This is a genomic window from Pseudomonas sp. TE3911 (assembly GCF_054062775.1).
On record NZ_JBSSFP010000001.1, the window covers coordinates 2,834,018 to 2,850,066 of the forward strand.

At 63.5% G+C, this 16,049-nt stretch carries 3 protein-coding genes; all 3 read left to right on the plus strand.

The annotated features are described in order from the left end of the window. Window positions 1-131: 131 nt before the first annotated feature. The 3 genes from ACVWXD_RS12790 to ACVWXD_RS12800 are packed head-to-tail and all read left to right on the plus strand — an operon-like array spanning window position 132 to window position 16,038. Window positions 132-2,042 (plus strand): condensation domain-containing protein, encoded by a 1,911-nt coding sequence (locus ACVWXD_RS12790; RefSeq protein ID WP_457371089.1) that lies wholly within the window; start codon window positions 132-134, stop codon window positions 2,040-2,042. Further along, entirely contained in the window at window positions 1,978-15,024 is a 13,047-nt protein-coding gene (locus tag ACVWXD_RS12795; RefSeq protein ID WP_457371090.1) for a non-ribosomal peptide synthase/polyketide synthase, read from the plus strand. The genes ACVWXD_RS12790 and ACVWXD_RS12795 overlap by 65 nt, the downstream gene beginning before the upstream one ends. Window positions 15,025-15,084: 60 nt before the next feature. Beyond that, a complete protein-coding gene (locus ACVWXD_RS12800) occupies window positions 15,085-16,038 on the plus strand; it encodes an alpha/beta hydrolase (protein WP_457371091.1) in 954 nt (317 codons plus the stop codon). Window positions 16,039-16,049 lie beyond the last annotated feature (11 nt).

A 16,049-nucleotide genomic window follows, 5' to 3' on the forward strand; every position in this document is an offset into this window, starting at 1 on the left:
CCTCCCCCTCCGGCGAGCGCCCTGCCGCTCGCCGCTGCCTGCCAAGTCCCACGTCACACCTAAATCTCGTCGGCCACGCTTCGTCTTTCTGACAACGCATATTTACGCAGCCGATGGCGACGAGACCAAACATGAACCCACTGAATCAACTCCCCGACGACGACTTGCTGGCTTTGTTGATGGCCGACGACGTCGGTTCAGAGCATTCCATCAAGGCTTCCACCCATCGCGGCCCCACTCCCCTGTCCTTCGCCCAACAACGCCTGTGGTTCCTGCAACAACTCTCGCCCGACAGCAGCGCCTACAACCTGCCTAACGCGCTGCACCTGCGCGGGCCGCTGGATACATCGGCGCTCGCCGCGGCCTTGCAGCAGATCATCGACCGGCACGACGTGCTGAAAACCGCGTTCCAGACCGTCGATGATGAACCCCGGCAAGTGCTTGACCCGCAAGCCCGCATCCACGTGCGCGAAGAGGACCTCTCAGGCCTGGCACCGCACGCCCGTAGCACCGCCGTGACTGAGCGCCTGGCCGCCGAGGCCGGTGCACCGTTTGACCTAGGGCAAGCCCCGCTGATTCGCGCCACCCTGATCACCCTTGAGCGCGACGAGCATATCCTGCTGTTGAACATGCACCACATCGTCTCGGACGCCTGGTCCAACCCGATCCTGATGCACGACCTGATCCAGGCTTACCAACGCGCCTGCCAGGGCGACACCACGCCGCTGGCGCGACCTGCCATCCAGTACGCCGACTACGCCCGCTGGCAGCGCGAGGAGTACCCGAACACGCCGGCACAACAGCGGGCCGCCGACTATTGGGCGGGTTACCTGGGACGGGAGATTCCCACGCTCGACCTGCCTACCGAGTTCCCCCGCAATGCCGAACAACAACACCGTGCCGGCAATCTTCAACTGTCAGTGCCCACAGCCCTGAGCCAACAGTTGCACGGCTTCTGCCAGCAACAGGACCTGACGCCGTTTATCGTGCTGCTGGGCACCTGGCAACTGCTGCTCAGTCGCTACAGCGGCCAGCAGGATTTCACCGTTGGCGTCCCGAATGCCAGCCGTAATCAGAGCGAGACCCAGGACCTGGTGGGGTTCTTCGTCAGCAGCCAGATCTATCGCACGCAAATCACCGACGACCTGACCACAGGCGAGTTTCTCCAAGCGCTGCGCCAGCAATCGCGGGCGGCGATGGAACATGCCGACTACCCGATTGAACTGATCATCGAGCGCTTGCAGCTGCAACGCAGCACCCAGGCCAACCCATTGTTCCAGACCCTGTTCAACTGGCGGGTGAGCCAGGATCAACCGGCCGCTCTGACGCTGGGTGAGCTGAGCCTGGCGTTCCTGCCGGTGGCGCAACATGAGGCCAAGTTCGACTTGTCGATGGACGTGGACTACACGCCACAACAGATCACGGCGAGCATCGAGTACAGCACGGCACTGTTCGGCGCGGCGACGATTGAACGCCTGGGACAGCACTGGCTGCGCTTGCTGCAAAGCCTCGTTGACGGGCCGCAGCGGCGACTGGCCGAACTGCCGATGCTCGACCACGCCGAGCAACATCAGATGGTCAGCGCATGGAACGCCACCGCCACCCACTACCCGCTGGACCACAGCGTCCAGCAACTGATCGAAGCCCAAGTGGCGGCCACACCCAATGCCACGGCGCTGGTGTTCGGCGACCAGCAGCTGAGCTATCACCAGCTCAACCAGCGCGCCAACCAGCTCGCCCACAAGCTGATGGAACTGGGCGTCGGCCCCGATGCACTGGTCGGTATCGCCACCGAGCGTAGCCTGGAGATGGTCATCGGCCTGCTCGCCGTGCTCAAGGCCGGCGCCGCCTATGTGCCGCTGGACCCGGAATACCCGCAGGACCGCCTCAGCTACATGATCGAAGACAGCGGCATTGGCCTGCTGTTGACCCAGCAGCACCTGCTCACGCAGTTGCCGATTCCGGCTGCGCTGCGCGGTGCTGACCCTCGATCAACTGGACGTCAGCGCTTATGCCGACACCAACCCGGAGGTCGCCGTTGACGGTGAAAACCTGGCCTACGTCATCTACACCTCAGGTTCTACCGGCAAGCCCAAAGGCGCCGGCAACCGGCATTCGGCCCTGACCAACCGGCTGTGCTGGATGCAACAGGCCTATGGGTTGACCGCCGACGATACCGTGCTGCAAAAGACCCCGTTCAGCTTCGACGTGTCGGTGTGGGAGTTCTTCTGGCCGCTGATGACCGGCGCCCGTTTGGCCGTTGCCGGGCCTGGCGATCATCGCGACCCGGCCATCCTGATCAGCCTGATTCAGCGTTACCAGGTCACGACCCTGCACTTTGTGCCGTCGATGCTGCAGGTGTTCCTGCTGGACGAACAGGTCGCCCAGTGCACCGGCCTGACACGCATCATCTGCAGCGGCGAAGCCCTGCCGGTGGACGCCCAACAACAGGTGTTCGCCAAACTGCCGAACGCCGGGTTGTTCAACCTCTACGGCCCCACCGAAGCCGCCATCGACGTAACCCACTGGACCTGCCGCGAGGAAGGCAAGGCCAGCGTGCCGATTGGCCAGCCGATCGCCAACCTCACCACCTACATCCTCGATGCCGAGCTGCAACCGGTGCCCGCCGGTGTCATCGGCGAGTTGTACCTGGGCGGCGAAGGCCTGGCGCGCGGTTACCACCGCCGCCCTGCCCTCACCGCCGAACGCTTCATGACCAGCCCGTTCGGTGATGGCCAACGCCTGTACCGCACCGGCGACCTGGCCAGCTACCGCCCCGACGGCGTGATCGAATACCGTGGCCGCATCGACCACCAGGTAAAAATCCGTGGCCTGCGCATTGAGCTGGGGGAAATCGAAACCCGCCTGATGGAATTGGACTGCGTGCGCGAAGCGGTGGTGATCGCGGCTGACGGGCAGTTAGTCGCCTACGCTGTGCCCGCTCAGGCCCGTGACGCCGCTGACCTGCGTAGCGACATCAAACACCGTTTGAGCGAACACTTGCCCGACTACATGGTGCCGGCCCAGTTGATCTTCCTCGACCAACTGCCCCTGAGCCCCAACGGCAAACTGGACCGCAAGGCTCTGCCGAAACCCGATGCAAACCTGCTGCAAAAAGCCTACGTGGCGCCGCAGAGCCCACTGGAACAGCAGATCGCTGCCATCTGGCAAGACGTGCTCAAGCGTGAAGCCGTCGGCCTGCACGATGACTTCTTTGAGCTGGGCGGACATTCACTGTTGGCTACCCAGGTCGTCTCCCGTGTGCGTCATGCCCTGAACACCGATGTGCCCCTGCGCAGCCTGTTCGAGTGCAGCACCTTGCAGGCGTTCGTCGCCACCTTGGCGCAAGAACCGGTCCGCCACGAGCCGCCCTTGGTCCGGGTCGCGCGCGACCAGCCGCTGCGCCTGTCTTACGCCCAGGAACGCCAGTGGTTCCTCTGGCAACTGGACCCTCAAAGCACCGCGTATCACATCCCGGCGGCCCTGCGCCTGCGCGGCCATCTGGACACCCAGGCACTGCAGCGCAGCTTTGACCACCTGATCGAGCGCCATGAAAGCCTGCGCACCTCGTTCACCCAGGACGGCGAGCGTACCGTGCAACGGATCGCCGCCCACGCTCCGCTAGCGATCACCGTCGAGTCACGGCTGGGCGCAGACGAGCAGGCGATCCAGGCGTGTGTTGAACACGAAATCCAGCAGCTGTTCGACTTGCAGCATGGCCCGCTGCTGCGGGTCAAACTGCTGAAACTGGCGGATGACGATCACGTCCTGATCCTCACCCAGCACCATATTGTCTCCGATGGCTGGTCGATCAACGTGATGATCCAGGAGCTGATTGCCCTGTACGCCGGTTTCAGCCAGCAGCAACCGGTCAGCCTGCCTGACCTGCCCGTCCAGTACGCCGACTATGGCGTGTGGCAGCGCCAGTGGATGGAGGCCGGAGAGCGCGAGCGCCAACTGGCCTACTGGACCGAGCAGTTAGGTGGCGAGCAGACGGTATTGGAACTGCCCGCCGACCACACCCGGCCGTCGGAGCAAAGCTACCGCGGCGCCCAATTGGAACTGGCGCTGGGCCACGAGCTGAATCAGTCGCTCAAGCAATTGGCCCAGCAGCAAGGCGTGACGTTGTTCATGCTGTTGCTGGCCTCGTTCCAAACCCTGTTGCACCGCTACAGCGGGCAAACCGACATCCGTGTCGGTGTGCCGATTGCCAACCGCAACCGCGTGGAAACCGAAGGGCTGATCGGGTTTTTCGTCAACACCCAGGTGCTGCGCGCAGAGCTCAACGGCCAGGCGCGGTTTGTCGACGTGCTGCAACAGGTCAAACACCACGCCTTGCAAGCCCAGGCTCATCAGGACCTGCCCTTCGAGCAACTGGTGGAAGCCCTGCAACCGGAGCGCAGCCTCAGCCACAGCCCGCTGTTCCAGGTGATGTACAACCATGCCAGCGTGCAGCCGCAAAACAGCGTCAGCCTGCCCGGCCTGAGCCTTGAAGTCTTGGAAGGCACGCTACCCAGCACCCAGTTTGACCTCTCGCTGGACACCACCGAGTCCGCCGACGGTCTGCTGGCCACCCTCACCTATGCGATCGACCTGTTTGAAGCCTCAACCGTCCAGCGCCTGGCCGGGCATTGGCAAAACCTGTTGCAGGCCATCGTCCGTAACCCGCAGCAACGCCTGGGTGAAATGGACATCCTTGGGCATGAAGAGCGGCACCTGATGCTCCATGACTGGAGCAGTGCCACCCTCGATTACCCAAGTGAACAACGGGTTCATCAGCTGTTTGAAGCCCAGGTGGCGAAGCAACCATCAGCCCCGGCCTTGCTCTTCGAAGACCGCCAGTTGAGTTACGTCGAACTCAACGCCCAGGCCAATCGCCTGGCTCGCCATCTGGTGAGCCTGGGCGTCGGGCCCGACGTGCTGGTGGGGATTGCCGTGGAGCGCGGCCTGGACATGATCATCGGCTTGCTGGCGGTGCTCAAGGCCGGTGGCGCCTACGTGCCCCTGGACCCTGAATACCCGCAGGATCGGTTGCTGTGCATGATCGAAGACAGCGGCACACAACTGATGCTGACCCAGAGCCACTTGCGCGAACGCCTGACGATTCCTGCCGAGGTGGCGCAACTGTGCCTGGACCAGAACCAAGCCTGGGTCGATCTGGACGACAGCAACCTGGTCAATCGTGCCCATGCCGATAACCTTGCGTATGTGATGTTCACCTCCGGCTCCACTGGCCGGCCAAAAGGCGTGGGCATCAACCAGTCCTCGCTGACTCGCCATGCCTACGTGTCGTTGGGGTTCTTCAATCTCAATGGCGGCGACCGCATCCTGCAGTTTTCCACCTTCAACTTCGACGGTTTCGTCGAGCAGCTTTACCCGGCCCTGATCTGCGGCGCGTCGGTGGTGCTGCGCGGCACCGAAATCTGGGACACCGAGACCTTCTACCACGCACTGATCAAGCACCAGATCAGCGTGGTCGACCTCACCACGGCCTACTGGAACCTGCTGGCCAAGGATTTTGCCGCGGCTGGCCCACGGGATTACGGGCGCCTCAAGCAAGTGCACGCCGGTGGTGAAGCCATGCCGCCAGAAGGCCTCGCCGCGTGGAGCCAGGCCGGCCTTGGCCACGTCAAATTACTCAACACCTACGGCCCGACTGAAGCCACGGTGACGGTCACGGCCCTTGATTGCACCGACTATGTAACCGGCGCACGCCCTACGCCTTTGACCATGCCCATCGGCAAGGTCCTGGCCGGACGCAGCATTTACCTGCTGGACGACAGCGGTGCCCCGGCGCCGATTGGCGTGGTGGGCGAACTGGTGATCGGCGGCGAGTTGCTGGCGCGGGGTTATTTCAATCGCCCGGACCTGACGGCCGAGCGCTTCATGCCCGACCCGTTCAGCCAAAGTGGCGGCCGCTTGTACCGCACCGGCGACCTTGCGCGCTACACCCCCGACGGGGTGATCGAGTACGTCGGCCGGATCGACCATCAGGTGAAGATTCGCGGGTTCCGTATCGAGTTGGGCGAAATCGAAGCCCGACTGCTGGAGCACGACATGGTGCGAGACGCCATCGTCCTCGCCCAACCGGCCGCCAGCGGTTTGCAGTTGGTGGGTTATGTGGTGCCCGAGGCCACGGCCGTGCCGCACGCAGAGCTGCGCCAGTCGATCAAAGCCGCGCTGGCAGCCGTGCTGCCGGACTATATGGTCCCGGGCTTCCTGATGTTCCTTGATGTATTGCCCCTGAGCCCGAACGGCAAGCTGGACCGTAAAGCGCTGCCCAAGCCGGATGCCAGCCAACAGCAAAACCACTATGTGGCGCCGCGAACGGCCCTGGAAATCCAGGTCGCCGGAATCTGGCAAAGCGTGCTCAACCTTGAGCAGGTGGGCCTCACGGATGACTTCTTCGCACTGGGCGGCCATTCGTTGCTGGCGACCCAGATCATCTCCAGGGTGCGTCAGGCCCTGGGGCTGGATGTGGCCCTGCGCAGCCTGTTCGAACGCAGCGTGCTCGGGGATTTCGTCGCCGGCCTGGACGGTCGCGCGCGGCAGCATGAGCTGCCATTGGTGCCCGTCGAACGCACTCAATCGCTGCCCCTGTCCTACGCACAGGAGCGCCAGTGGTTCCTCTGGCAATTGGACCCGCACAGCACCGCGTACCACCTGCCGGCCGCCCTGCGCCTCAAGGGCGCGCTGGATGTCGCGGCGCTGGAGCACGCGTTCAATCAACTGATCGCGCGTCACGAAGCACTGCGCACCACCTTCGTGGTGGACAACGAACACCCCCGCCAAATCATCGCCGACCAGGCACCGCTGGCGTTGGTGGTCGAGACGCTGAACGGCACGCCGGACGACGCCACGATCAAGGCCTTTGTGGAGCACGAAACCCGGCAACTGTTCGACCTCCAAAACGGCCCACTGCTGCGGGTCAGGCTGCTGCGTCTGGCGGACGATGAACATGTACTGGTACTGACCCAGCACCACATCGTTTCCGATGGCTGGTCGGTGCAGTTGATGGTGGAGGAACTGATCAGCCTGTACGGCGCCGCCCAATCTGGACAGCCTCACGCACTGGCACCGTTGCCCATCCAGTACGCCGACTATGCCGCCTGGCAACGGCAATGGATGCAAGCCGGCGAGCGCGAACGTCAACTGGCGTACTGGACCGGCCAGTTGGCCGGTGAACACAGCGTATTGGAGTTGCCGACGGATCGCCCGCGCCCGGCGGAACAAAGCTACCGAGGTGCCCACCTGTCAATTACCCTGGCGCCTGGCCTGGGCGATGCCGTGCACGCCTTTGCCCATCGCGTTGGCGTGACGCCGTTCATGCTGTTGCTGGCGTCTTTCCAGACCCTGTTGCACCGCTACAGCGGCCAAAACGATATCCGCGTCGGTGTGCCGATTGCTAACCGCAACCGGGTCGAAACCGAGGGGCTGATTGGCTTCTTCGTGAACACCCAAGTCATGAAAGCCGAGTTCAGCTCGCACCTGCGGGTCGAGGCTCTGCTGCAACAGGTCAAGCAACATGCACTGGATGCCCAGGCGCATCAGGACCTGCCATTCGAACAATTGGTGGAGGCCTTGCAACCGGAACGCAGCCTCAGCCACAACCCGCTCTTCCAAGTGATGTTCAACCACCAGAGTGCCGACAAACCCAGCGCCACCGAACGTCCGTCACTGCCTTCGGCGTTGCAGGTCGAGGGATTGGACTGGGAAGGCAGCACCTCGCAATTTGACCTGACCCTCAGCACCAGCGAATCGGCCGAAGGCTTGAGCGCGACCCTGACCTACGCCACCGACCTGTTCAACGCCACCACCATCGAGCGCCTTGGGCGGCATTGGCAACAGCTGCTGCACAGCCTGATTGCCGACCCACAACAGCGAGTTGCAGATTTGGCGATGCTCGACCACGCCGAGCAGCAGCACATTGTCAGCGCGTGGAACGCCACCACCACCCACTACCCGCTGCACCACAGCGTCCAGCAACTGATCGAAGCCCAAGTGGCGGCCACACCCAATGCCACGGCGCTGGTGTTCGGCGATCAACAGCTGAGCTATCACCAGCTCAACCAGCGCGCCAACCAGCTCGCCCACAAGCTGATGGAACTGGGCGTGGGCCCCGATGCACTGGTGGGTATCGCCACCGAGCGTAGCCTGGAGATGGTCATCGGCCTGCTCGCCGTGCTCAAGGCCGGCGGCGCCTATGTGCCGCTGGACCCGGAATACCCGCAGGACCGCCTCAGCTACATGATCGAGGACAGCGGCATTGGCCTGCTGTTGACCCAGCAGCACCTGCTCACGCAGTTGCCGATTCCGGCTGCGCTGCCGGTGCTGGCCCTCGATCAACTGGACGTCAGCGCTTATGCCGACACCAACCCGGAGGTCGCCGTTGACGGTGAAAACCTGGCCTACGTCATCTACACCTCAGGTTCCACCGGCAAGCCCAAAGGCGCCGGCAACCGGCATTCGGCCCTGACCAACCGGCTGTGCTGGATGCAACAGGCCTATGCATTGACCGCCGACGACACGGTGCTGCAAAAGACCCCGTTCAGCTTCGACGTGTCGGTGTGGGAGTTCTTCTGGCCGCTGATGACCGGCGCCCGTTTGGCCGTTGCCGGGCCTGGCGATCATCGCGACCCGGCCATCCTGATCAGCCTGATTCAGCGTTACCAGGTCACGACCCTGCACTTCGTGCCGTCGATGCTGCAGGTGTTCCTGCTGGACGAACAGGTCGCCCAGTGCACCCGCCTGACACGCATCATCTGCAGCGGCGAAGCCTTGCCTGTGGACGCCCAACAACAGGTGTTCGCCAAGCTGCCGAACGCCGGGTTGTTCAACCTCTACGGCCCCACCGAAGCCGCCATCGACGTAACCCACTGGACCTGCCGCGAAGAAGGCAAGGCCAGCGTGCCGATTGGCCAGCCGATCGCCAACCTCACCACCTACATCCTCGATGCCGAGCTGCAACCGGTGCCGGCCGGTGTCATCGGCGAGTTGTACCTGGGCGGCGAAGGCCTGGCCCGGGGTTACCACCGCCGCCCTGCCCTCACCGCCGAGCGCTTCATGACCAGCCCGTTCGGTGATGGCCAACGCCTGTACCGCACCGGCGACCTGGCCAGCTACCGCCCCGACGGCGTGATCGAATACCGTGGCCGCATCGACCACCAGGTAAAAATCCGTGGCCTGCGCATTGAGCTGGGGGAAATCGAAACCCGCCTGATGGAATTGGACTGCGTGCGCGAAGCGGTGGTGATTGCGGCTGACGGGCAACTGGTGGCCTACGCCGTGCCCACTCAAGCCCGTGACGCCGCTGAATTGCGCAGCGACATCAAACACCGCCTGAGCGAACACTTGCCCGACTACATGGTGCCGGCCCAGTTGATCTTCCTCGATCAACTGCCCCTGAGCCCCAACGGCAAACTGGACCGCAAGGCTCTGCCGAAACCCGATGCAAACCTGCTGCAAAAAGCCTACGTGGCGCCGCAGAGCCCGCTGGAACAGCAGATCGCCGCCATCTGGCAAGACGTGCTGAAACTGGAACGCGTCGGCCTGAACGACAATTTCTTCGAACTGGGCGGTGACTCCATCATCTCCATCCAGGTGGTCAGCCGCGCCCGCCAGCAAGGCATCGCCTTTACACCCAAGGAACTGTTCCAACACCAGACCGTGCAAGGCCTGGCCAGCGTGGCCCGTATCGGCGCAAGTGCCCAGGTGATCGACCAGGGACCAGCCACCGGCCCGCTCACGTTGCTGCCGATTCACCAGGTGTTTTTTGAAACGGCGATCCCTGAGCGCCATCACTGGAACCAGTCGGTACTGCTCCAACCTGCGCAACCGCTGGTGGCCGAGGCACTGCAACAGGCGTTGCACGCGGTGATTGAGCACCACGACGCCCTGCGTTTGAGCTTTGAGCAACACCCCGGCGGCTGGAGCGCCCAGTACCGGCCAATGGTCGACTGGCAGTTGCAACAGATTGACGCCACCGCCGAGCAATTGTCGGACCTGTGCGATCAAGCCCAAGGCAGCCTCGACCTGCAACACGGTCCGCTGATCCGTGCCTTGTTGATCCACTTGGCTGACGGTACCCAACGCTTGTTGTTGGTGATCCACCACCTGGCAGTGGATGGCGTGTCCTGGCGGATTCTTTTTGAAGACCTGCAAAACGCCTATCAACAGGTCAGCGACCAGCAGCCGGTGCAGCTGCCGGCCCGCACCAGTTCGGTCAAGGCCTGGGCCGAGCGCCTGCAACGCCGCGCGCAAAACCAGACGTCCCAGGACGAACTGAACTACTGGCTGGCGCAACTCGACACCAACACGCCCGACCTGCCATGCGAACGTCCCCATGGCAGCCTGGATAATCGCCACAGCCACACGCTGCATACCCACCTCGACGCCCGGCAGACAAAACAATTGCTGCAGCAGGCGCCCAAGGCCTATCGCACGCAGATTAACGACTTGCTGCTGACGGCCCTGGCACGTGTCATCAGCCGCTGGACCGGCGCCCCGCACTGCCTGATCGAACTGGAAGGTCATGGCCGCGAAGACCTGTTCGATGACATCGACCTGACCCGCACGGTGGGTTGGTTCACCAGCCTGTTCCCGGTCAAGCTCGTGCCGGCCGCCAACCTTGGCGACTCCATCAAGCAGATCAAGGAACAGTTGCGGGCAATCCCCGACAAAGGCCTTGGCTATGGCGCCCTGCGCTACCTGGGCACGCCGCAGGCACGGGCCAGCCTCGGCGCCTTGCAGGCACCACGCATCACGTTCAACTACCTTGGTCAGTTCGACGGCAGTTTCGATGCCAGTCAGGGCTCGTTGCTGGCCCCTGCCGCCGAAGGCAGCGGCCGTGAGCAGGCGCTGAATGCGCCACTGGGCAACTGGCTGAGCCTCAATGGCCAGGTATACGGTGATGAACTGACCCTAGGCTGGCAATTCAGCCGGGAGATGTTCGACGAAGCGACCATTGCGCACCTGGCCGATGACCTCAAGCGCGAGCTGCTGGCCCTGATCGAGCATTGCTGCGACACCGCCAACGTGGGGGTCACGCCGTCCGACTTCCCGCTGGCGCGGATCAGCCAGGCACAACTGGATCGCCTGCCGGTGCCGTTGCCACAAGTCGAAGACATCTACCCGTTGTCGGCGATGCAACAGGGCATGCTGTTCCACACACTGGAAGCACCGGAAAGCGCTCTGTACGTGAACCAGATGGCCGTCTCGGTCACCGGCCTGGACGTTGCGCGGTTCACCGCAGCCTGGAACGCCGTGATTGAGCGCCATGAAATCCTGCGTACCGGGTTCTGGGCCGACAACCAACTGGCCGAACCGCTGCAAGTGGTCTATCGCGCAGCGACGATGCCTGTCGACGTACTCGACTGGCAGCAACGGGGCGTCACCGCCCAAGACCTGGAGGTACTCGCGAGCCAGGATTGCGCCCGTGGCTTCGAACTTCTGCGTGCGCCGCTCACACGCCTGACCCTTGTGCAGCTCGACCCGCAGACGCACTACCTGATCTGGACCAGCCACCACATCCTCATGGACGGTTGGTCCAACTCGCGGCTGTTGGGTGAAGTCTTCGCGATCTACAACGGCCAGGCCGCACCGGCCAAACGCGGGCATTACCGCGATTACATCCGCTGGCTGCAAGATCAATCCCAGGCGGTACTGGAGCAGTTCTGGAAAACCAAGCTCCAGGACTTGAACGGCACCTCGTCCCTCGCCAACAGCCTGTCGCCTAAACCGGCCATGGAATTGGAAGGCCACGCGGCGCTGTATCTGAATTGGGATGCGCTGCAAACCGCACACTTGCGTGAGCAGGCCCAACGTCTGCGCGTCACCCCGAACACGCTGATCCAGGCCACGTGGTTACTGCTGTTGCAGCGCTATACCGGCCAGGACACCGTGTGCTTCGGCGCGACGGTCGCGGGTCGTCCAGCCAGCCTGCCAGGCTCGGAGGACATGCTCGGGCTGTTTATCAACACCTTGCCCATTATCCAGACCCCGCAACCGCACATGCCCGTCGCCCAATGGCTGCAAGCGTTGCAGGCCTATAACCTGGAAGTGCGCGACCACGAGCACGCGTCCCTGGCGGACGTACAACGCTGGTCGGGCCAAGGTGGCCAGCCGCTGTTTGACAGCATTCTGGTGTTTGAAAACTACCCGGTGGACGAACGCCTGCAGGAAGCCGGGCAAGAACGCCTGAGCTTTGGCGACGTCAGCAGCCGCGATGTGACCAACTTTGCCATGGACCTGGCGATCAACCTCGGCGACACCCTGAAGATCGAGTTCCTGTACCTGCGCAACCGCTTTACCGAGGCCGCCACCGCACAAATCCTGCGCAGCTTTGAAACCCTGCTGCTGGAACTGCTGAACAACGCCCAGGCCAACGTCGGCAGCCTCACTATGCTGGCAGGCACCGAACAGCAACTGTTGCTGCAACGTAACGTGCTGAGCCCAGCCATGGCACCACGCGCCCACCTGGCACAGGTGATCCGTCAACACGCACTGGAGCGCCCTGACGCAGTGGCGGTGGTGTGCGACGGTATCGAGTTGAGCTACGGCGAACTGGATGCCCGGGCCAACCGCCTGGCCCACTGCCTCATGGCCCAGGGCATCGGGCCGGAGATGTTCGTTGGCGTCGCTCTGGAGCGTTCGGTGGACGTCATTGTCGCGTTCTATGGCGTCATGAAAACCGGCGCCGCCTACGTGCCGCTGGACATTGACTACCCGCAGGACCGCGTGCAGTGGATCGTCGAAGACTCTGCCATGAGCGTACTGATCAGCCAGCACTCGCTGCGGTCGCGCTTCGACGGCCTGGGCGAGGCGACGCTTATCGACCTGGATCGCCTGCCGCTGTCGGACTGGCCGGCGACGTGCCCGGCGCCGCAGGTGCACGACGATAACTTGGCTTATCTGATTTACACCTCGGGCTCCACTGGCAAGCCCAAGGGCGTCGCCGTGACCCATGGGCAAATTCGCATGCATTGCCAAGCGATTGCCGAGCGTTACGAGATGGACAGCGGCACCCGCGAATTGCTGTTCATGTCGTTCGCCTTCGACGGTGCCCAGGAGCGTTGGCTGTCGACGCTGCAAAGCGGCGGGTGCCTGGTGGTGCGGGGTAACCAGCTGTGGACACCGGAAGAAACCTGGCAGGCGCTGCACGCCCACAGCATCAGCATCGCCTGCTTCCCTCCGGCGTATCTGCAACAGCTGGCCGAGTACGGCGACAGCCAAACCGATGCACCACCGCCCGTGCGCATCTACTGCTTCGGCGGGGACGCGGTGGCCGAGGCCAACTTCGAGCTGGTCAAACGCGTGCTCAAGCCGCAGTACCTGACCAACGGATACGGCCCCACCGAAACCGTGGTTACGCCGCTGCTGTGGAAAGTGAGTGCCGACGAACGCTGCAACGCGGTGTACGCGCCGATCGGCACCCGCGTCGGTGAACGTACCCTGTATGTGCTGGACGAACACCTCAACCCCGTGCCCGATGGCGTGGCGGGCGAGTTGTACATCGGCGGCGAAGGCGTTGCCCGTGGGTATCACCAGCGGCCCGGCCTGAGCGCCGAACGGTTTGTGGTTGACCCGTTCGCTGCCAACGGCACACGCCTGTATCGCACCGGAGATCTGGTGCGCCAACGCCCCGACGGCGTGATCGACTACCTTGGCCGCCTGGACAACCAGGTGAAAATCCGCGGTTTCCGTATCGAACTGGGAGAAATTGAGTCACGCCTGCGCGAGATCCCCGACGTGCAAGACGCCGTGGTGGTCGCCCGCGATACGGCCGGCGGCAAGCAACTGATCGGTTACGTGGTGGCCGACGCTTCGGCCGGGCTGGGCGAACGCCTGCGTGCAGCTTTGCAGGTGGAATTGCCCGACTACATGGTGCCGGCGCAAATCCTCGCGCTTCCGGCCTTCCCGCTCAACCCCAACGGCAAGTTGGACCGCCTGGCCCTGCCTGATCCGGACTTCAAAGGCCGCGCCTTCGTTGCACCGCGCAATGCGTTGGAGGCACAACTGGCAGCGATCTGGCAGGAGGTGCTGGAGTTGGAGAGCGTAGGCGTCACCGACAACTTCTTTGAATTGGGCGGCGACTCGCTGCGCATTCTCAAGGTGCTGTCGAAGGTGCGCAGCCAGCCGGATATCGGCATCGAACTGAAACTGCGGGACATGATCGGCAAACCCACCATCGCTGAGCTGTCCGGGTTTGCCGAGGACGATGCCAGCCTGAATCCGCTGCTACTGCTCAACAGTGAAACGACGCACAGCTCGCCGTTGTTCTGCCTGCATGCCGGTTTTGGCACGGTGTTCGACTACGAGCCCCTGGCCCGTCGCTTGGATGGACAGCGCAGCGTCTACGGCCTGCAATGTCGCATGCTGCTGGACCGCCAGTGGAACGATGATTCTCTGGCGTCCATGGCCATCGATTACAGCCAGTACATCCGCCAGCAGCAAGCCAGCGGCCCGTACCACCTGGTGGGCTGGTCGCTGGGCGGCACCCTCGCGGTGCTGGTGGCCCAGGAGCTGGAAAGCCAGGGCCAACGCGTGGAGTTTCTCGGCCTGGTGGATAGTTTTGTGCCCACTGGCGAAGACGTCTTGAGCGACGACTGGAGCGAGGACTTGCGCGGGTTCCTCGCGGTACTGTTCGGCCTGTCGGCTGAGGCCTTGCCAACCTTCGACGTCAGGGCGACGACGGACAGCGCGGTGCTGGAGCAACTGATCGCACAGGTCCAGGCAGGCGCTGCCGCGCGTTCGGTGTATGCCGCAATCAGCACCGAGGAGCTGGCTCACACGTTCCTGGTAGCGATGAAACTCAAGGCGTTGTCCACGCGCCTGGACAGCTTGCCGCCCACCCGGGCGCAAGCCCATTGCTGGTGGGCCAAGGCGCTTGCCGACCAGCCGGCATCGAACCTGGCCAGCGCCCGGAGCAACGAACAAATCGCCGCCGGCCACTACGACATGCTTAACCATCCGACCCTGCTTCAGGGTCTGTTGCAGCACCTGGCGCTGCAACCCGTAGCCAGTTGAAACGTCGCCGCCCCTGATGGTCAGGGGCGGCGCTTCAGCCTATTTCACAAGGAACATGCAATGCCCCTGGACCCTGATCTCGAAGGTTTTCTGGAATTGGCGCAGATGGGTCGCCTGACCGGTAAAAGCCACCCCATGCACGCACTGAGTGTTGAACAGGCACGGCGGGAGTTCGAACAGACTTCGGCCATTCTCGACCCCAGCCCGCCGGGGTCGGTGGTGGTCACCCAGCTGACGGCCACCGCCCGCGATGGCCATGCACTGCCCGCCCGCCTTTACCGGGCGCCCGGCACTGCGCAATTGCCGGTGATTGCGTACTTCCACGGCGGCGGTTATGTGGTGGGCAGCCTGGACTCCCACGACTCCATCTGCCGCAGGCTCGCGGCCAGCGGTCAGTACGCGGTGTTCGCGCCCAGCTACCGTCTGGCGCCACAGGCGAGCTTCCCGACCGCAGTGAATGACAGCCTCGACGCCGCCAATTGGCTGGCCGAACAGGCCGGCAACCTGCAACTGGACAACCGCCGAATTGCCCTGGCGGGTGACAGTGTGGGGGCGACGCTGGCGACCGTCCTGGCGATCACCGCAGTGAAGGCGCCGCAACAACTGGCGTTCAAACCCTGGGCCCAGTTGCTGTTTTACCCGGTCACTGATACCTCGCGGCAGCGTGATTCCCATCGCCGCTATGCCGAGGATTACCTGCTGGAAACGGCCACGCTGGAATGGTTCTACCAACACTATTGCCCGGATGCCCAACAGCGCCTGGACTGGCGGGTCTCGCCGTTGCTGGCCGAAGGGCTGACTGCACTGGCACCGGCCTATATCAGCCTGGCCCAGTACGATCCGCTGTATGACGAAGGGCAGGCGTACGCCCAGATGCTGGCCGCGAGCGGCACAGCGGTCAGCCTGCACGTGCAGTCGGGGCTGACCCATGACTTCCTGCGCATGAACGGCATTACCAGCGCGGTTGCAGGCATTTATGAAGGCGTGTTGAGTTGGTTGGGGGAACAGCGCTAAGCAACACTTGA

Excerpts from the sequence above, each read along its gene's own strand:
- ACVWXD_RS12790 (WP_457371089.1), top strand. The coding sequence starts at position 132 with ATGAACCCACTGAATCAACTCCCCGACGACGACTTGCTGGCTTTGTTG.
- ACVWXD_RS12800 (WP_457371091.1), top strand. The coding sequence starts at position 15,085 with ATGCCCCTGGACCCTGATCTCGAAGGTTTTCTGGAATTGGCGCAGATG.